Genomic DNA, 17,884 nt, shown 5'->3' with positions numbered 1-17,884 from the left:
GCGATAATTTAGATGTATATATTTGGTATCTATGTCTTGATTTTATCTGCAATATTTGTTGCTTTAGAGCATAGTAAACAGATACAAATGAATCGTATACTCAAGACCATCCGAACTTTTGTTTACGATGACAATAAAGATAAAGGAGCACATCATGAGTTTAGTGGTACCTGCTGATAAAACAGATCCAGTACAAACCGAAACTGATCGCGTCGAACGCATTCTCGTTGTAGACGACGATGTGCGTTTACGTACGCTGTTACAGCGTTTTCTAGAAGATAAAGGCTTCGTGGTCAAAACTGCTCACGATGCAACGCAAATGGATCGTTTATTACAGCGCGAACTTTTCTCCCTGATCGTGCTCGATTTTATGCTTCCTGTTGAAGATGGTTTAAGTATTTGCCGACGTTTACGCCAATCGAATATTGATACGCCAATTATCATGCTGACTGCCCGTGGCAGCGACTCTGACCGTATTGCCGGACTGGAAGCTGGCGCTGATGATTACCTGCCTAAACCGTTTAACCCGAATGAACTGCTGGCGCGTATCCGTGCCGTGTTACGCCGTCAGGTACGTGAAGTTCCGGGTGCACCGAGCCAGCAAATGGAAGTGGTCAGCTTTGGCCCATGGTCACTAGATCTGTCTACCCGCACCCTGACCCGTGAAGGCCAGGTGGTGACGCTGACCACAGGTGAATTCGCGGTACTGAAAGCTCTGGTACAGCATCCACGTGAACCCTTAACCCGTGACAAGTTAATGAACTTGGCGCGTGGCCGTGAATGGGGTGCGATGGAACGTTCGATTGATGTTCAGGTGTCGCGTTTACGTCGTCTGGTGGAAGAAAACCCTGCCCGTGCGCGCTACATTCAAACCGTTTGGGGCGTAGGCTATGTGTTTGTTCCAGATGGTGCGGAATAAAAATGCTCAACGCGGATAATTTTTCGCGATATTAATTGTCCCTAAAAGCCATTCGCTGCTGTTCGAAGCATCCTTCAACAGAATTTATAGATGAATGATGGCGAGTTCAGCGAATGGCAAAAGTTTTCTTGCGTAACAGTGTTACTCATTTTTAAAAAAAGTAACTTAAGCAAATCCTTCAATTGAATGTCAAAGCAGTAAGACTCAGCCAAGAACATCACTGCCGATTTTCAAAAATAAAAATGCCCACAGGAATCCGGTGTGAAACTCGACCCCATCGACCCACAAAAATTTACTGATTACGAAGCTTATTCGGAAAAGAAGCGCACCCGCTCGGAACGCTTTCTGGATAAGATCAAGCCTCGTTCTGCTGCAATGCGTACCACTGTGCTCGTGTTATTCGTGGTATTTTTCAGTTTATTTATGTCGTTGTGGTTCTTCTGGCGTACGCTTTACCTTCCTGAAATTCAGCAGCATGCCCGCTATTTAGGGGTCGAACTGGAAATTCTGAATAATCCTGACTTACGTATTTTTCATAATAATGCCGAAGTAGATGCCGATTTATGGCTCAAAAATCGGGTGGGCATTGAATATATTACCAATCCGGCCGAATATCCTCGGGTTAAGGACAAGGTGATTGCCGAGTTTTTTACCAATCAAATAGAAAAAAAGCTGGCAAAAGAACTGAAAGTTGAAAATGTAACGGTCTATTTCCAGTTTAAACCCAGTCCCCGCATCTGGATTCAAACTCCGGAAATGAACGGACATTGGGTCCGTGAACCCTTAAAAACCTATGCCAACTATAGTCCCGAACTGATCTATGGCTGGTTATTGGGTGTGCCACTGATTGCCGCTGCCATCATTTTAACACTGGTTCGCCAGTTAAACCGCCCGCTTCGCCGTTTGCAGGATGCAGCTAACAGCTATAGTAAAACCGGCTCTGCACCCTATCTGGAAACCAATCATGGACCGCAAGAGATTCGTGAAGTCAATCAGGCCTTCAATCAGATGATTTATACGCTGGACCAGACTGAACGCGACCGCCGCATTATGTTGGCAGGTATTTCCCATGACTTGCGTACTCCACTGACCCGCATCCGCTTAAGTGCAGAAATGATGCCTGATGATGACTTTTTGAAAGAAGGCTTCATTTATGATGTCGAGGATATGGATGCCATCCTGAACCAGTTTATTTCTTATATGCGCGATGGCTCTGATGAAGAACTTCAGGACACCGATATCAATATGCTGCTACAGGAACTGGTCATTCAGTTCAAGCCGCTGGACATACGTTTTGAAGCTCAGGAAGTTCCAATTATTCAGGCACGTAGCCAGTCTTTAAAACGCCTGATTGGCAATCTGATTAATAACTCAAAACGCTATGGTGCCGAACCGATCGAGTTATCCACCAAAGTGGAAAACAATCACCTGCTGATTAGTGTCGCTGACCATGGCGAAGGCATTCCTGAAGACCAGATTGAAGATTTGATGCAACCTTTTGTGCGTGGTAATGAAGCCCGCACCATACAAGGAAGCGGTTTAGGTTTGGCTATCGTGAAACGTATTGTTGATCTTCATCAAGGGCAACTCAGCATCCATAATCGCCCCGAGGGTGGTTTAGAAGCGCTGATTTCTTTACCTCTACTTCATGATGAAGCTGAGGAAAATATACCGCAAGGAACTTTAGGAAAAATTAAACAAAGTATTACAGGACATTTCTAATCTGTGATTAATTAATGAACAAACAGTTTTGTTTAACTCTTGACCCCTTAGTTTTTACACGATTAAAATCAATCAATTAAAAACCATAAAAAATCGTTATACCCACATTTTTTCAAAAAATTAGACCTTAGCCTAACAGGCATGCACAATTTGTTTTTTGGACGGTACAATCCGTCTAGTTTTGAACAAGAATTGAGCGTAAACCATGTCTTTAGATCGTATTCGTTTAGCGTCACTTCATGACAAAGTCATGAGCGCAGAACAAGCTGCTACTTTTATCCAAGATGGTATGACTGTAGGTATGAGTGGATTTACTCGTGCAGGTGAAGCAAAAGCTGTTCCTCTTGCACTGGTAAAGCAGGCTCAAGCCAATCCTTTAAAAATTACTTTAATTACAGGCGCAAGTCTAGGTAACGATTTAGATAAACAGTTGACTGAAGCTGGTGTACTCGCTCGTCGTTTACCATTCCAAGTAGATAACACGTTACGTAAAGCCATTAACAAAGGCGAAGTGATGTTCATCGATCAGCATTTATCTGAAACTGTTGAACAAATGCGTAACCAACAACTTAAAAAGCCAGATGTGGCTGTTATTGAAGCTGTGGCAATTACTGAAGATGGCGGCATCATTCCAACCACGTCTGTAGGTAACTCGGCTAGCTTTGCAATTTTTGCTGAAAAAGTGATTGTAGAAATCAACACCAACTTAAGCCCTGCTTTTGAAGGTTTACATGACATCTATATTCCAACATATCGTCCAACCCGTCAGCCAATTCCGTTGACCAAGGTGGATGAACGTATTGGTACTCAAGCCATCAATATCGATCCATCAAAAATCGTTGGTATTGTATTCAACAGCGAATTGCATGATTCTCCATCTACCGTGACTGCACCGGATGATGAAACTCAAGGTATTGCGAACCACTTGATCGCATTCTTTGAAAAAGAAGTGGCTGAAGGCCGTCTTCCATCTAACCTTGGCCCATTACAGGCAGGTATCGGTTCGATTGCCAACGCTGTATTAACCGGTTTGAAAGATTCAAACTTCGAAGACTTGATCATGTACTCTGAAGTACTTCAAGACTGTACCTTCGAATTGATTGACGCTGGCAAAATGAAATTTGCTTCAGGTTCTTCAATTACCCTTTCTGCTAAATATGGCGAAAAGGTATTTAACAACCTTGAACAATACAAAGACAAACTTGTATTACGTCCACAAGAAATTTCCAACCACCCAGAATTGGTTCGTCGTCTCGGCATCATCGGTATCAACACTGCATTAGAGTTTGATATTTACGGTAACGTAAACTCAACTCACGTATGCGGTACCAAAATGATGAACGGTATTGGCGGTTCAGGTGACTTCGCACGTAATGCCCACTTGGCGATTTTCGTGACCAAGTCGATTGCTAAAGGTGGCGACATTTCTTCTGTTGTTCCATTTGCCTCTCACGTTGACCATGCTGAACACGACGTAGACATTCTGGTGACTGAACAGGGTCTTGCTGACTTACGTGGTCTGGCACCTCGTGAACGTGCGCGTGCGATTATCGACAACTGTGCACACCCAATGTACCGTGATGCCCTAAACGATTACTTTGCTCGTGCATGTGAAAAAGGTGGTCAAACTCCACACATCTTGCGTGAAGCACTGTCTTGGCACAGCAACTTTGAAGAAACTGGCCATATGCTGGCTGCTCAGGCTGAAGCCAAAAGCGCTTAATCGCCCGACAGCTGCATGACATTAAAAAAGCGTACTTCGGTACGCTTTTTTATTTTAAACCGCTGCTTTATCTGATCTCCGCCCCACCAAAACTCAAAATCTATAAACGCTGCTCTACAGCTTGACGATGGTGCTTTTTAATTTTTTCCATTTCCGCATTTAGCTGCAACACCTGCTTATACAGGTCATTAAACTGCTTGATCGGCTGATCCTGATAAAACATAAAGGTCTTGTTCTTTTTCTCCCATTGATTGTTTTTAAGAATCTGGAATAAAGCATCTGCCTTATCTAAAACCTGTAGCTCCAAAGCAAATAGCGCATGGGTTTGGTCACTATCCCGGCTTTCACGTAAGCTATCGGTTAACTGATGCCGAAGATGCGATTTAATGGATAACTGTTTAGCCCGCGCCAAGGTATTTTCTTCACGCTGCAAGGTTTGTTGTTGATAGCGCTTCGCGAGTAGATGCGCTTGCTGCAACATCTGCTCGGTTTCGACATATTTCTGCTTGCGGTCTTGGTCTAAACGGTCGATATTTAAAAACTGATCCCAGTGAATCGCTTTCAGCTCACGTAAATACTGATTCCTTGCTTCGGCATTCTGAATCATTTCACTCAATACAAAATCTGCCATCACTTTATAATCGCCCTGTAAACGATTATCCGAGACATTGATCTCGATTGGCTTAGACCAGTCTTGGGCCTGCTGATAAATCAGTTCAGCTTTTTCATACAATACCGTTTGGTAGCTTTGCAGTTGGCTAAGCTCCTTTTGCTGGACCGAATATTGATAAAACATCCAGCCAAATACACTGCATGTTGCCAATGCCAAGATGAGAAAAATTCTGGGCATACCAGACTCCGCCATACCGCCTTTTTTCACATCATAACTTGATTCAGCCTTAAATCGTTCATTTATCAAACAATAACTACATAAAACTGGCGACCTTCGCCCGGTTTTTATTCCGCATGGGTGCTTTAAATTTTAATCTCTATCCCCATCAATAGAAGCAAGAAAAGATAAGAGAACTCTCATGCGCGTAGATATTTGGTCAGATGTGGTTTGCCCATTTTGTTATATTGGTAAAAAACGTCTGGAAGCTGCTGCTGAACAGGCAGGTTTGGAACTTGAAGTCCATTGGCACAGTTATGAACTTGACCCCGAAGCGCCTGTTCGTCAGGAAGTATCCAACTCTGAGCGTCTGGCGCAAAAATACGGCCGTACCCTGGCTGAAGTTGAAGAAATGCAGCGTAATATTGCCGCAATGGCTGCAGAAGAAGGCATTCAGTTCAATTGGGAAAATGCCAACTCAGGCAACACCTTTAATGCTCACCGTATTATTCATTTGGCCCAAAGCAAAGGCTTGGGTTCCGAGGCCAAAGAAGCCTTTTTCTATAGCTATATGACCCAAGGCTTAGCTATTGGTGAACGCGAGACCCTGGAAGATGTCGCAGCCCGCATCGGCTTAAATCCGGTTGAAGTAGACGATGTGCTCAATTCAGAAGAATTTGCAGATTTTGTTAAATTTGATGAAGAAGTGGCACGTGACCAGTTGAAAGTGACCGGGGTACCCTTCTTTGTGTTTGATCAGCGGATCGCACTCGCAGGTGCACAGCCACGTGAAGTATTTTTACAGGTCATGGAAAAAGCGCTTGAAGCACCTCAACAGGCCAACCCACCCGCTGAAGAGACGGCCATCTGTAAAGAAGACAGCTGTGATGTTCCGGAAAAATAAGCTGAAGTCTTAAGTACAGCAAATCAATAAAAATCCCCAAAGTTTGGGGATTTTTTTATTTTAAGATTCATTAGACTTTTTCATAAATTCCGTTTATTTCTCCCTATGGGAGAAAAATAAACAGGGTGTAAACAATTATGAAAGAAGTCTATTTATCTATTCAATTTAGTCCACTAGGAAGCTGATTTTTAAATTCACCCGATATTCTGTAATTTTGTTGTCCTTAATCACCACTTTTTGTTCATTAATCCATGCACCCTGCACATTTTTAACTGTTTCGGTGACTTTCTCTATGCCACTTTGAATAGCATCTTCAAAACTTTTATTACTGCTTGAATTCACTTCAACCACTTTTGCGATAGCCATTGTTTTCACCTCGGGTTTTATTATTTTGAGTTCAGATCATAGGATATTTTCCAGACAAAAAAGTGAGTTTTAACATTACGGCGCAAAAACTTACAGCCGGGTCACAATACCCATACCTGCTTTAAGGTTCTTACAAAATACAACTTATCTATACAAGGCTTGGACACAATTAAAAGCGCAATTCGCTAGGCTAATATGCGGAATATCCCCGTTCCTAATCATGAAATTTTTAGAGGTAAATATGAATACTGATATACAAGATCCTATGGTTGATACTAGCCCTGACCAAAATACATCTACAAAATCTCCTTTTTCACCCACCCTCAAAGGGGTGCTGATTGGCGCAGTGGCTGGTAGTGTGTTACCTGTTTTCGGTACGTTTAGTGGTGCCATTATTGGAGGAGTCGCCGGAAAGGTTTACGAAAAAAAATACCAGAATAAATGCCATGCAAGATAATTTTTTTATATTTTCAAAGCAGTTAAGACAGACTGTTCATCGACAGTCTGTCTTAGAGCAAAAACTCTAAATACATGATTTATATAATAATTTAAACTCACCATTCATCTTTTTTCACTCTCCCCTCCTTACTTTGCTCAATCACTTCTTGATATCATTCACATGAAATTTATTTTTTATTTCTCTCCTTGGCTGCTTCATTTTTGAATGAACCAGACATCCTTTCACTAAAGGAAAATGATGATGAACGTGATTAAATCTCTCCTGGCTGTTGCTGTTGTGGCTTGCTCTGCCCATGTTTCTGCTCAAATTGTTTACACTCCCGATTTTCCTGTTAAAAAAGCGGCTAAAACCTTGAATGCTGAACAAAAAGCGCAGGCTACTGAAGCTGCATCTAAAACAGCTGCCTGACCGGCTCTAAAAGTCCATAAAAAAACCAGAAGCGATTCGTTTCTGGTTTTTTATGAGTATAAATTCGCAGTTTATTTTTCAGCTTCTGCTCAGGCAGAACATCATTTTGATCTGTCATTTCATCCTTTTCTTTTTCGAAACAATAGAACAGCTAAAACCGGATCACAGGATTTTCCCTTCCCTTCTGCCAAAAAAATTGCTTATTTTTTATTTAAAATTTACATTTTTTGCAAATTATGTCTATAAATGCTCAAAAACTGACATTTTTTTTCATGCTTTTTTTTACTAAATACATATAATCAAAGGAATTAAATAAATAATTCACTCTATAAACGTGTGCATATGCAAGAACTTCAAACGCTGATTCAAGGCAAGATTCCTCCGCAAACGATCAAAATCGATAAGTTGATCATGCTTGCCGAGCATTACTCTCAGCCCATGTCTGCAGAATATAAGTTACTTGAACTCGCGATTAATATCGTATTGGCAAGTTATTTAGAAAAAGCTCAAAAGCATCTCTAGAAGTGAGGTCTGCACATGAATGTCCTAGAAAAAGCCAAGCTGATTCAAGAGTTAAATCAACTTATCGAGGGGTTGGAACAACGTTCCCTGTCTTTCTTTGAAATTGCCCGCTCAAAAGCACGGATAAAAGACATTTTTGCTTTATGTGATGAACCGATTTTTAAAAAACAGGTTTTACAATTTAAATCTCACACCCAACCTGAAAAAGCAGCCACAGATTTCGCCGCTCAGACCTTGTTTCAGCTCTCTTTTCGCGGCGTATTTCAGCAAGACAAAGCGCTAGAGCAAGCCCTTTATCAATATCCGGATTATGGTTGGGCTATTTTGTATAATCCCCAACTCGGCTGGCAAATCTGGTTAATCCCCGCAGCAAATCGCTCGGCCCTGATCAGTGAATGGGATAATCTGGAGAATGCCTATCACTGGATGTTGCAGCAACAGCAAGACTATGGCTGCCTAAAAACAGACTACGAACTCAAACAGATTGATAATTTGATTGTACCCAAGCTAACAAATGTTTTAACCGAGACCGAAATCACTCTAAACGCCTCTGCGGATGAGCCTCAAAGCATGGCTCAAAATGAACCATCCAATTCAATGGATATATCCACGGCTGAGGTGTATTCCGCTCAAGAACCGATAGCCACTGATGCATCTGCACAGCAAAACCAGCAGCCAATCTGGACCCAAAAAAAATCTTCTATCGTCACAGAACCCGAGCTGCCGATTGTTGCCTCGCCGCCTGCCGAGACCGATGCAGAGAATACTGCGCTTCAGTCATCTATCACCACAGATGTTCCAGAAACCCTGCAACTCAATCAATATGTCGCCTCTATTCATGCGCTGCCTAGCGAAGAAGTCTCGTTACAACAGCTATATCGTTTAGAAATTCCCAGCCTGCCGGAACTTGCCCCATATCTAGATATACTGGTGCATGCTGCAGATCTGGAAAACTGGCAGCATCACCCGGTTTACCTGGCAGAGCAGATCAATCAGCACGGTAGTTTTGTTCGATATGTGGCATTACTGGGGGCAGAAAATCAAACCCAGGCCATGCGGTTAATGCAATTATTGAATGCGCCTTACCAACACGCCATGGCTGCAATCAGGCAGATGAGCTGGATAGACTTGGCCGATCGTTTGAGCTCTCTTGAATCCCTGTTTGATGCCTATACACATAAAGCCATTCGCATCTGGAATGATGAAAACTATATGTCCTTTATTCCTGCACAACTGATTCAAACCCAAAAAATTATTCAATTTGATGAAAGTTTCGCCAATATTCAAACACCGCTACTTTTACTGAAAGAACGGCAGAAGATACGGATTATTCATGGGCAAAAACGTTTAGCCCTCTCACCGACCGAATCGGCTTATCCTTATTTTTTATTGGAACGTCATCACGGTATTAGCTGGCAAATGATTCAGATGATTATTGCCCAATTCAGGTCTCCGATTGATTGCCGGGAATTATATAAAGAGATTCAAAAACATATTTCAGATTAAGTTTTTATTTTTTGTAGCAAAAGCTTGCTTTTTGGACCTGATTTTTACCAGACTACTGATTATCAAATAATATAAGAGCAAGGATATGCGGAAAAAACAATTATCTCTATTTAAACCCCTCTTATGTGTGTTGATCTCTGGACTCATGTCTACTGTCAGCTGGTCTAACGCAGCTGAAACTGGTGCAGATCAACAAAAGCGTATTGCAACAGAAACAGAAACAGAAACAGAAACAGAAACAGAAACAGAAACAGAAACAGATTCTAATTTGCTCTATAAAATTCCAAGCTGGATTGATGCGATGCCGACAGTTTTACCGCAACAGTCGGATGAAGTCATTGTTCCTCCCGTTCAGGCCACTGAAAAACAAAGCTGGCTAGACCGTAAGCAATATGAAATCCGCAACTGGACAGACCGTACCTCCCATAAAATAGATAACTGGTTTGGGCAACCCGATCCCAATGACCCGGCTTCAGCAACCCTACGCCTGATTATCGATAACAGCTGGAATAAACATGATGGTTATGAAGTTAGCCCACGTCTGCGCGGAAAAATTAAACTTCCCACCTTAGAACGTAAGATCAGTTTGGTCTTCGGTGATGACTCTTTAGATAACGAACTGAACAATAATGTCGCCATTACCGATGAAAATCCGGATAGCACGAGCAGTAAAGCGTTAGACCGTGAACGGACGCGAGAAAGCAACAGTTCCCTGGCGCTGCGTTGGTCTGATTTTTCCAAGCGTCTGCCTTTTGAAACCGACTTGGATTTAGGGGTTCGATCAGGGGATGATATTTATTTACGGCTTAAGGCATCCAGAGACTGGCAACTGGAAAATGATTTCAGATTTTATGCCGAACAAATTTACCGCTATGGCATAGATAGTGAAAACTACCTGAGGACCAATCTGGAACTGACCCATGCACGGCCGAATCAGCCGTTTTTATCCAATCAGCTCAGCCTGACCTATGCAGACCAGCAAGATGACGATGTCACCTGGGATAATTACCTGTTTAGACAACACCAGTTTTTCCAGAATAACCGTTTTGCCTATGGCTTATATACGGGCGGTTTCTATAATAATAATGACCTGCGCCTGAACAGTTGGGGGCCTTATATTTCATGGCGACAACCTTTCGTGCGCGAATGGTTTTTTCTACAGGGCGATTTAAACTATCTCAATGACCATCGTGAAGATCGCAGCCATTTCCTGGGGGTATCAGTGCGTATGGAAGCATTGTTCTAAGCTGGGCAATATAAAAATTTGAGCCGCATATATACGTAGTTTTCCGCAATAAAAAACCTCCCGAGGGAGGTTTTTTGCTTAACGAGAAAAGCGCTTATTTCAGCAATAAACTGTTAATACGTTTTACATATGCCGCAGGGTCATCCGGCAAACCGCCTTCGGCAATTACGGCCTGGTCAAAAATTACATTGGCCAGGTCATCAAACTGGTTCGATCCTTCCAGCTTTTTCACCAAAGGATGTTCAGGGTTAATTTCCAGAATTGGTTTACTTTCTGGCACTGCCTGACCTGCCTGTTTTAGCATGCGAATCAATTGCGGAGATAGCTCACCCTCGCCGGTCACCAAACATGCAGGTGAATCCACCAGACGGGTCGTCACACGAACTTGTTGGGTTTTGGCTTTGAGAGAATCCGAAAGCTTGTCCACGACAGGCTTAAATTGTTCAGCCGCGGCTTCCAGTGCTTTCTTCTCTTCAGCGTCCTGCAAGTCGCCCAAGTCGACTGCACCCTTAGATACGTTCTGCATTGGCGTTCCATCGAATTCATGAATGAACTCCATCGCCCACTCATCCACACGATCCGCCATTAACAGCACTTCAATGCCTTTTTTCTTGAACAGCTCCAGTTGTGGCGAATTCTTCGCAGCACTGAGGCTTTCCGCAGTCACGTAATAAATGGCCTTTTGCCCGTCTTTCATACGTGCCTTGTAATCTGCCAATGAGGTTGAAACTTCATCATTGGTCGAGGTAGAGAAACGCAATAATTTTAAGATCCGTTCACGGTTACCAAAGTCTTCACCCAAACCTTCCTTAATCACCGAACCGAATTCAGCATAGAACGTTTTGAATTTCTCCTGGTCTTTTTCATCTTCAGATTTTGCCAGAGCATCCAGCATGGTCAGCACACGGCGGGCGTTGCCTTCGCGAATGGTTTTCACGTCACGGCTTTCTTGCAGCAATTCACGGCTCACGTTTAACGGCAAGTCGGCACTGTCTACCACCCCCTGCACAAAACGCAAGTAGTTTGGAATCAGGTTATCCGCTTCATCCATAATAAATACGCGTTTGACATACAGTTTAATGCCGGCTTTGGCTTCACGGGTAAACAGGTTGCTGGCAGCCTTGCTTGGAATATAAAGCAATTGGGTGTATTCAGTGCTGCCTTCTACACGGTTATGGGTCCAGGCCAAAGGCGCATCAAAATCATGGCTGAGATTCTTGTAAAACTCGGTATATTGTTCGTCAGTGATCTCGTTTTTATTGCGGGTCCAAAGTGCGCTGGCCGAGTTAATCGCTTCCCATTCATCCGTTTTGACCATCTGACCTGGCTTCGCTTCTTCACCCTCAGCCGCTTCTTCTTGCTGCCAGATTTCTTTTTGCATTTCAATCGGCAGGCTAATATGGTCCGAATATTTATTGATGATTTGCTTAACTTTATAAGATTCTAAATACTCAAGGGCATTGTCACGCAAATGCAGAATAATGTCTGTTCCACGTGAAGCCTTGTTGATTTGTTCAACTTCGAAATCACCTGTTCCGCTACTGATCCAGCGGACACCATCAGCCACATCGGCAGCTGCATGACGCGACTCCACGGTAATCTTTTCAGCCACAATAAAGCCTGAGTAGAAACCGACACCAAACTGGCCAATCAATTGCGCATCGGCTTTTTGATCCCCTGACAATTTGGACATAAAATCTTTGGTGCCCGATTTGGCAATAGTACCCAGGTTATCAATCGCTTCTTGTTGAGTCAGACCAATACCGTTGTCGGAAATGGTGATGGTTTTATTGTCTTTATCCAGGCTGACACGTACATGCAGATCAGGGTCATTTTCATAATATTCAGGATGGTTAATTCCTTCAAAACGCAGCTTGTCGCAGGCATCCGAAGCGTTCGAGATCAGTTCTCGCAGAAAAATTTCAGGGTTTGAATAGAGAGAATGCGTCACTAGATGTAACAGCTGCGCTACTTCAGCCTGGAAACTATGTTTTTGTGCGCCTTGTTCGCTCATAAATCACTCCTTAAATTCATTACACGGTTTTTATTGGATGCTTTAATGAATGGAGTAAGTTCAAGATTTTTCAATAGGGTCAAATAAATTTTTCTTAGAAAGGCCCGTGTTGATACACACGCTCCATATACAGATTCAGCTTTTGCTGGCGCATTTTATACACTTCGATTAAACAGCGGCTCGAATTGCCGCATTGGTCACGCAACTGTAACCATTTGACCTGCTCATCCTGAATCACACCGCGCGTTCCCATCGGCACCAAACGTTTAAGAATATTGTAGGTGGTGGCCATTTTGACATCCGCATCATTAATGGCACGGTGCTCGCAAATCGCATGTTCAGTTGCAGTTTGTGCTTTGTCACAATTAAAGCTGGCTGCATACACCGAGCCACTCAAAAGACTAAAAAAGACCACTTGGCATATAATGAATAATTTCATGATTCTTCCTGCTTTTTTAGCTTATTGTAGAGTATCAACTTAAATACATTTTTAATGATGAAACAGGATAAAAATGCTCAATTTATGTGATTTATTGTGACTGAACAAATAAATAAATAAAGATCCCCATCAGAGACAGGGATCTTTGCGCTGATTTGTTATTTTTATTTTAATTTTAGTTTTAGAATTTGTAGCTATAGCCAAGGGTATAAACCCAAGGATTTACTTCCAGGTCACCAATAGCATTGCCATTTAATTCAAGCTCAGATTTTACATCCGCATAACGTACATCAGCAAAAACACCCCAGTTTTTAGCATCAGCTGGTTGGAAGTTGAAACCTACTTGACCTGCTACGCCATAGCCGACATCAGCATTTAATTTTGCCCCATCAATCACAATTTCCTCATCCCAAGGAATAACTACAGTTGCACCAACACCTACATAAGGAGTGAAACCAGTTGAGTTTTTGAAATTGTATTTTGCTGTAATTGTTGGTGGTAAGTGCTTAAATGAAGCAATTTTTGTACCGTTTGATGTTACATCGTGTTCAAAAGGAGTTGCCAACAATAATTCAGCCGAAAAATTATCATTAAAGAAATATTCTACCGATGGAGTAAAACCGTATTCTTGGGAAGCTTCTACATTTGTAAATGCACCGTTTGCCAATACATTCTGGTCTTCTGTTGGAGCTAAAGAGCTCGCACCCACTTTAACCTGCCACTGACCTGCCATCGCAGAAGCGGACATCCCCAATAATGCAATAAGAGCAACTTGTTTTAACATTTTTAAACCCCTACGGAAGATTATTAACAGTAATTTTCAAACATTAATTAATAATAAACATGCCTATTATTAATATGCAATAGGCATTAATTATTTAAAATTTTATTTATTTTTAAGTAATTGAAAAAATTAATTATTTATTTTAATCAGACCAACCTGGTCGGTTTTAAATACCAACCAAGTTAATCAGATTAATGATTATATTCCAAGTATATTGCTTGGTTTTATTATATTAATTATTTAATAATATTTATTTTAAATACATGTTTTAAAATAAGCAATAAAATGAATTAAAAATTCATTAAAGTACCATTGCAGCAATCCAACCAAATACCAATAATGGAATATTAAAATGGATAAATGTTGGAACGACCGTATCCCAAATATGATCATGCTGGCCATCTACCCCCAGACCGGCAGTTGGACCTAAAGTTGAGTCTGAGGCTGGAGAACCGGCATCCCCCAGCGCTGCTGCGGTACCAATCAAGGCTACAGTAGCCAATGGCGAGAAGCCGAACTGTACGCAAAGTGGTACGTAAATTACTGCCAATACCGGTACACTGGAGAATGACGATCCAATCCCAATGGTCACAAATAAGCCAATAAATAGCATTAAGAATGCAGCCAGGGCTTTATTGTTACCAATCAGATGTACTACTCCGTTGACCAGACTATTGATGTCACCGGTATGCGTCATCACGGATGCGAAACCAGCTGCAGAAATCATAATGAAGCCAACCAATGCCATCATACGCATGCCTTGAACGAAGACATCATCTGCCTCTTGCCATTTGAAAATACCCGCAGCAGACAGCACCGCAAAACCAACCAGTCCACCTAAAATCATCGAACCTGAATACAGCTGGGCAACCAAGGTCAAAGCAATTGCAAGCAGTGCCATCAAGATGGTTTTCTTGGCAATGACTGGTGCTTGTTCAGCTTCGTGTTTCAGCTCTTCGGCATCGGCTTGCAGACTCACTTCACCCGCACGAATCGGTTTGTCCAGATCGATGGCGGTGACACGCGCAACCGTACGATCGATATAATGACGGGGTTTACGATAGCTGATAAATACCGCAGTCAAAGTACCAATTAGCATACCAAGCACTGGAATCGCCATGCCCATCGGCATCATCCAGCGATCCACATGCAAGTCATACGCTGCACCAATTTTATTGATGTTACCCATCAAAATTTGTTCCAGAAAAATGGAACCAAAACCGACTGGCAGGAAAATATAGGTTCCGACTAAACCCATGGTCAGCACACATGCAGCAGCACGACGGTCCAAATTCATGTGATTCATCACTTTAAGTAAAGGAGGAACCAATACCGGAATAAAGGCAATATGCACAGGAATCAGGTTTTGAGAAAAAATGGCTGCAATCAGTAAAATACTCAACAGTAAATATTTTACTTTTCTGGTTTTTTGATGTGTGGCTTCCGCACCCAGCAAACCAATTAATTTATGCGCCAAAAGATCAGGCAAGCCTGATTTTGACAGGGCTAAAGCAAAGGCACCCAATACTGCATAAGCCAGGGCAACTTCTGCCCCATCACCCAGACCGGCATTAAATGCGGTTACAGTATCCGACAAACTTAGTCCTGCAACCAGGCCACCAATAATCGCTGAAATGACCAAAGTCAAGACAACAGAAACTCGTGCCAGTGAGAGTATAAACATCACGGCAATCGCAATTACTACTGCATTCATGAAAATTTTAAGGAAGATAAAAAGCCGTTATTTTAACAGATTCACTCCTTTGAAACTGTAAATAAATCGGCCGAGCCATAAAACAATAACTTACTGATTTTAATTAAATTTCATACCATAAAGGTCGTTTCAATTATTTTTTAGAGCAAATGTTTTGATCTCTTCTGCGACCAACTCAGCTTGGCTCAATATTGCCCAATGATTGGCATCTATCTCTACACGCTGAAAATTTTCTGCCCATTTCGGCACTTCATCAATCAGTTCAGGACTGACAAAATTGTCCTGTTTCAGCACAATCGCCTGCACCGGACAAATGGCAAAACGCTGGCGTGGTCGGGTTAAACGTGGCAGGAAATTGGCACGGTACAGTCCAATACCATGTTTTCCATCTGAAGCAATATGACTGTTTAAAGGTAAATCTTTTTGATGCTCTAACTGCTGCAAGACTTTATCCCATTTTTCAGGCGTAAATAGAGTCCAGATGGCCGGGGCCAGCACGGGCAATTGAAAGACTGCGATATACCAGGATTTAGCCAGCTGTTTAAAAAATCTGCTCTTATTTTGTTGAAATTGCTGACGCATCCAGAAAGCGGTATGATCCAGACAGGGGCCGGAAATGGTGCTATAAGATAAAATCCGATCTCTAAACTTCGGCTCAGTCACCGATTCCCAAGACTGGATTGAGCCCCAGTCATGTGCTGCCAAATGAAAAGGACGGTTTTCCAAAACGGCATTGACCACGCTTTCCAGATCTAAAGATAACTGTTCCAGCCGATAGTCACGAATCCGTTTCGGAACGGAGGATTTCCCTGCCCCCCTTACATCATAGGTCAGCACATAAAAATCTTGAATCAGCTGCTGAATGATGGGCTCCCAAACTTCCTGATTATCAGGATAACCATGAACCAGAACCAAAGCAGGTTTTGCCTCATTGCCCCAGGTTTTGACATAAAGGCGCTGTTGATCTGAGGTAGTCACCCATTGTGTTTGAGCTTGCATATATTCTTATCCTGTTCTTTTATTGACTATTTATTGCAGAGTTTGGGCAATGTGATCAATGCCACCCTGATCATTGTGTTTTAGTATGTTCTGAAGCTGCAAAAAAACAATTGACCAAAATGAGCCTTTTAAAAAAACTACAGACAATTCCTGCCATTTCTAAATTTTTGTTAAATCGCTATGCACCATACCGCGGTGCAGGGATTGAAATTGATAAAGTTGATCTGGCAAATTACCATACTCGTATCAAAATGCCTTTAACCCGTAAAAATCAAAATATCGTCGGCGTACATTTTGGCGGCAGTTTATATTCGATGGTCGATCCTTTTTATATGCTGATTTTGATGCATCATCTGGGTTCAAAATATATTGTTTGGGATAAATCTGCCTCCATACAATTCCTCTCACCCGGTCGTGGCACGGTGTATGCCGATATCCGTCTCGATTCAACAGAAATTGACCGGATCAAACAACTTGCTGAAAATCACGAGCCTGTCTATCGAAACTATAATTTAAATATTTTTGACGAATCAGGAGTACGGATTGCCGAGGTACAAAAAATAGTTTATATCCGCCGTAAAAAACCAAAGGCCAGCCGTAATTGACAAAAAAGCGCCTGATCAACAAGCGCTTTTTATTCAAATTCTAAATTTCATTAACGTCTTTTCTGTTCGATGGCAGCACCTGCACCACCACCAATGGCTCCACCGATGGCAGCTCCGGCATTGCCGCCAAAGACACTTTTACCCACCGCAGAACCAATCGCACCACCGACGCCACTATAAGTGGCATTACGGTTCGAACCGCCTTGGGTTTTACTGCCAACCGCTGCACCAGCACCACCACCTACAGCTGCACCGATACCGCCACCAACCTGATTACCCACGCCACCGCCAACAGCACCACCGAGTGCAGCTGCGCCAATACGTTGCTCTCTTGGAGACATCGAGTCACAGCCTACCAGCATAAAAGTTGATAGGGTTGCCATTGCCATCACGCTCATTAACTTTTTCATGAGATATGTCCTTTTGGCTATTTGTTACAGCATACGTCATGAGTGTGAAGTTAATATCAGCGTAGTGTTACTTTTCCAAGTTTTAATGTTGAATGTTGTAATATAATTTATTTAAAACTCTAAAAGCCCAAACTGCCCGATTTCAGTCTTCAGAAATCAGTTCAAGTATTGTAATAGATACATAATTTTAATAATAAAAATTTGGTGGTGTTTCAAAAAGTATGCTGAAAAAAACAATATGGCTTTTGATAAAATAGAGGTATGAAAATAACGCTACAAATCAAATGTCCTACCTGTCTAAGTAACAATATAAA

General features: G+C 42.2%; 18 protein-coding genes. 10 read left to right on the top strand and 8 right to left on the bottom strand.

Translation table 11 applies throughout. The annotated features are described in order from the left end of the window. The first annotated feature begins 154 nt into the window (after positions 1–154). The 3 genes from ompR to ACPUEY_RS03370 all read left to right on the top strand — a co-directional run bounded on the left by ompR (position 155) and on the right by ACPUEY_RS03370 (position 4,364). Positions 155–919, top strand: coding sequence for a two-component system response regulator OmpR (ompR, locus tag ACPUEY_RS03380; RefSeq protein ID WP_092820227.1), 765 nt, complete (start codon positions 155–157; stop codon positions 917–919). Between the two features lie 261 nt (positions 920–1,180). Then, positions 1,181–2,641 (top strand): ATP-binding protein, encoded by a 1,461-nt coding sequence (locus ACPUEY_RS03375; protein WP_425121142.1) that lies wholly within the window; start codon positions 1,181–1,183, stop codon positions 2,639–2,641. Between the two features lie 205 nt (positions 2,642–2,846). Further along, complete coding sequence (locus tag ACPUEY_RS03370) at positions 2,847–4,364, top strand: acetyl-CoA hydrolase/transferase family protein (RefSeq protein ID WP_425121141.1); 1,518 nt, start codon at positions 2,847–2,849, stop codon at positions 4,362–4,364. 100 nt (positions 4,365–4,464) lie between these two features. Here ACPUEY_RS03370 and ACPUEY_RS03365 read toward each other — a convergent pair whose 3' ends face one another. Then, the gene (locus ACPUEY_RS03365) at positions 4,465–5,214 is read right to left on the bottom strand and encodes a hypothetical protein (RefSeq protein ID WP_425121140.1); all 750 of its coding nucleotides are present in this window, start codon (positions 5,212–5,214) and stop codon (positions 4,465–4,467) included. 181 nt (positions 5,215–5,395) lie between these two features. Between ACPUEY_RS03365 and ACPUEY_RS03360 the strand changes: the two genes are divergently transcribed. Beyond that, positions 5,396–6,097 carry a DsbA family oxidoreductase gene (locus ACPUEY_RS03360; RefSeq protein ID WP_261182797.1) on the top strand — a complete coding sequence of 234 codons (702 nt, stop codon included), beginning with the start codon at positions 5,396–5,398 and terminating at the stop codon, positions 6,095–6,097. 165 nt (positions 6,098–6,262) lie between these two features. Here ACPUEY_RS03360 and ACPUEY_RS03355 read toward each other — a convergent pair whose 3' ends face one another. Continuing rightward, complete coding sequence (locus ACPUEY_RS03355; protein ID WP_092820231.1) at positions 6,263–6,463, bottom strand: dodecin family protein; 201 nt, start codon at positions 6,461–6,463, stop codon at positions 6,263–6,265. Between the two features lie 241 nt (positions 6,464–6,704). Between ACPUEY_RS03355 and ACPUEY_RS03350 the strand changes: the two genes are divergently transcribed. From ACPUEY_RS03350 to ACPUEY_RS03330, 5 genes are all read left to right on the top strand, one after another. Beyond that, on the top strand, positions 6,705–6,920 hold the full coding sequence (locus ACPUEY_RS03350; protein WP_261182798.1) for a hypothetical protein: 216 nt from the start codon (positions 6,705–6,707) through the stop codon (positions 6,918–6,920). Positions 6,921–7,163: 243 nt separating this feature from the next. After that, positions 7,164–7,331 carry a hypothetical protein gene (locus ACPUEY_RS03345; protein WP_261182799.1) on the top strand — a complete coding sequence of 56 codons (168 nt, stop codon included), beginning with the start codon at positions 7,164–7,166 and terminating at the stop codon, positions 7,329–7,331. Positions 7,332–7,673: 342 nt separating this feature from the next. After that, positions 7,674–7,853: a hypothetical protein gene (locus ACPUEY_RS03340; RefSeq protein WP_425121139.1), complete on the top strand. Its 180-nt coding sequence runs from the start codon at positions 7,674–7,676 to the stop codon at positions 7,851–7,853. Positions 7,854–7,868: 15 nt separating this feature from the next. Beyond that, positions 7,869–9,359 (top strand): hypothetical protein, encoded by a 1,491-nt coding sequence (locus tag ACPUEY_RS03335; RefSeq protein WP_425121138.1) that lies wholly within the window; start codon positions 7,869–7,871, stop codon positions 9,357–9,359. An 85-nt stretch (positions 9,360–9,444) separates the two neighbouring features. Further along, positions 9,445–10,605 carry a hypothetical protein gene (locus ACPUEY_RS03330; protein WP_425121136.1) on the top strand — a complete coding sequence of 387 codons (1,161 nt, stop codon included), beginning with the start codon at positions 9,445–9,447 and terminating at the stop codon, positions 10,603–10,605. A 94-nt stretch (positions 10,606–10,699) separates the two neighbouring features. On the opposite strand, the gene htpG is transcribed toward ACPUEY_RS03330, so the two are convergent. The 5 genes from htpG to ACPUEY_RS03305 form a co-directional block, all read right to left on the bottom strand. Further along, positions 10,700–12,619 (bottom strand): molecular chaperone HtpG, encoded by a 1,920-nt coding sequence (gene htpG / locus ACPUEY_RS03325; RefSeq protein WP_131273143.1) that lies wholly within the window; start codon positions 12,617–12,619, stop codon positions 10,700–10,702. 94 nt (positions 12,620–12,713) lie between these two features. Next, positions 12,714–13,058: a lysozyme inhibitor LprI family protein gene (locus ACPUEY_RS03320; protein WP_092820237.1), complete on the bottom strand. Its 345-nt coding sequence runs from the start codon at positions 13,056–13,058 to the stop codon at positions 12,714–12,716. A 181-nt stretch (positions 13,059–13,239) separates the two neighbouring features. After that, the gene (locus ACPUEY_RS03315; protein ID WP_092820238.1) at positions 13,240–13,842 is read right to left on the bottom strand and encodes an OmpW/AlkL family protein; all 603 of its coding nucleotides are present in this window, start codon (positions 13,840–13,842) and stop codon (positions 13,240–13,242) included. 301 nt (positions 13,843–14,143) lie between these two features. Continuing rightward, positions 14,144–15,556 carry a Na+/H+ antiporter family protein gene (locus tag ACPUEY_RS03310; RefSeq protein ID WP_092820239.1) on the bottom strand — a complete coding sequence of 471 codons (1,413 nt, stop codon included), beginning with the start codon at positions 15,554–15,556 and terminating at the stop codon, positions 14,144–14,146. 129 nt (positions 15,557–15,685) lie between these two features. Beyond that, positions 15,686–16,555: an alpha/beta fold hydrolase gene (locus tag ACPUEY_RS03305; protein ID WP_425121135.1), complete on the bottom strand. Its 870-nt coding sequence runs from the start codon at positions 16,553–16,555 to the stop codon at positions 15,686–15,688. A 119-nt stretch (positions 16,556–16,674) separates the two neighbouring features. On the opposite strand from ACPUEY_RS03305, the gene ACPUEY_RS03300 reads away from it, so the two are divergent. After that, on the top strand, positions 16,675–17,160 hold the full coding sequence (locus ACPUEY_RS03300) for a DUF4442 domain-containing protein (protein WP_425121134.1): 486 nt from the start codon (positions 16,675–16,677) through the stop codon (positions 17,158–17,160). A 50-nt stretch (positions 17,161–17,210) separates the two neighbouring features. Here the strand turns inward: ACPUEY_RS03300 and ACPUEY_RS03295 are convergent, their stop codons facing one another. Continuing rightward, on the bottom strand, positions 17,211–17,570 hold the full coding sequence (locus ACPUEY_RS03295) for a DNA transfer protein p32 (protein WP_092820242.1): 360 nt from the start codon (positions 17,568–17,570) through the stop codon (positions 17,211–17,213). Positions 17,571–17,884 lie beyond the last annotated feature (314 nt).

Source organism: Acinetobacter sp. G11 (assembly GCF_049808495.1).
GTDB lineage: Bacteria > Pseudomonadota > Gammaproteobacteria > Pseudomonadales > Moraxellaceae > Acinetobacter > Acinetobacter kookii.
This window is presented reverse-complemented; position numbering and strand designations above follow the sequence as displayed.

Coding starts and splice junctions, on each gene's coding strand:
- ACPUEY_RS03335 (WP_425121138.1), top strand. CDS start 7,869: ATGAATGTCCTAGAAAAAGCCAAGCTGATTCAAGAGTTAAATCAACTT.
- ACPUEY_RS03315 (WP_092820238.1), bottom strand. CDS start 13,842: ATGTTAAAACAAGTTGCTCTTATTGCATTATTGGGGATGTCCGCTTCT.
- ompR (WP_092820227.1), top strand. CDS start 155: ATGAGTTTAGTGGTACCTGCTGATAAAACAGATCCAGTACAAACCGAA.
- ACPUEY_RS03300 (WP_425121134.1), top strand. CDS start 16,675: ATGAGCCTTTTAAAAAAACTACAGACAATTCCTGCCATTTCTAAATTT.
- ACPUEY_RS03295 (WP_092820242.1), bottom strand. CDS start 17,570: ATGAAAAAGTTAATGAGCGTGATGGCAATGGCAACCCTATCAACTTTT.
- ACPUEY_RS03365 (WP_425121140.1), bottom strand. CDS start 5,214: ATGCCCAGAATTTTTCTCATCTTGGCATTGGCAACATGCAGTGTATTT.
- htpG (WP_131273143.1), bottom strand. CDS start 12,619: ATGAGCGAACAAGGCGCACAAAAACATAGTTTCCAGGCTGAAGTAGCG.
- ACPUEY_RS03330 (WP_425121136.1), top strand. CDS start 9,445: ATGCGGAAAAAACAATTATCTCTATTTAAACCCCTCTTATGTGTGTTG.
- ACPUEY_RS03345 (WP_261182799.1), top strand. CDS start 7,164: ATGAACGTGATTAAATCTCTCCTGGCTGTTGCTGTTGTGGCTTGCTCT.
- ACPUEY_RS03350 (WP_261182798.1), top strand. CDS start 6,705: ATGAATACTGATATACAAGATCCTATGGTTGATACTAGCCCTGACCAA.
- ACPUEY_RS03310 (WP_092820239.1), bottom strand. CDS start 15,556: ATGAATGCAGTAGTAATTGCGATTGCCGTGATGTTTATACTCTCACTG.
- ACPUEY_RS03305 (WP_425121135.1), bottom strand. CDS start 16,555: ATGCAAGCTCAAACACAATGGGTGACTACCTCAGATCAACAGCGCCTT.
- ACPUEY_RS03320 (WP_092820237.1), bottom strand. CDS start 13,058: ATGAAATTATTCATTATATGCCAAGTGGTCTTTTTTAGTCTTTTGAGT.
- ACPUEY_RS03370 (WP_425121141.1), top strand. CDS start 2,847: ATGTCTTTAGATCGTATTCGTTTAGCGTCACTTCATGACAAAGTCATG.
- ACPUEY_RS03360 (WP_261182797.1), top strand. CDS start 5,396: ATGCGCGTAGATATTTGGTCAGATGTGGTTTGCCCATTTTGTTATATT.
- ACPUEY_RS03340 (WP_425121139.1), top strand. CDS start 7,674: ATGCAAGAACTTCAAACGCTGATTCAAGGCAAGATTCCTCCGCAAACG.
- ACPUEY_RS03355 (WP_092820231.1), bottom strand. CDS start 6,463: ATGGCTATCGCAAAAGTGGTTGAAGTGAATTCAAGCAGTAATAAAAGT.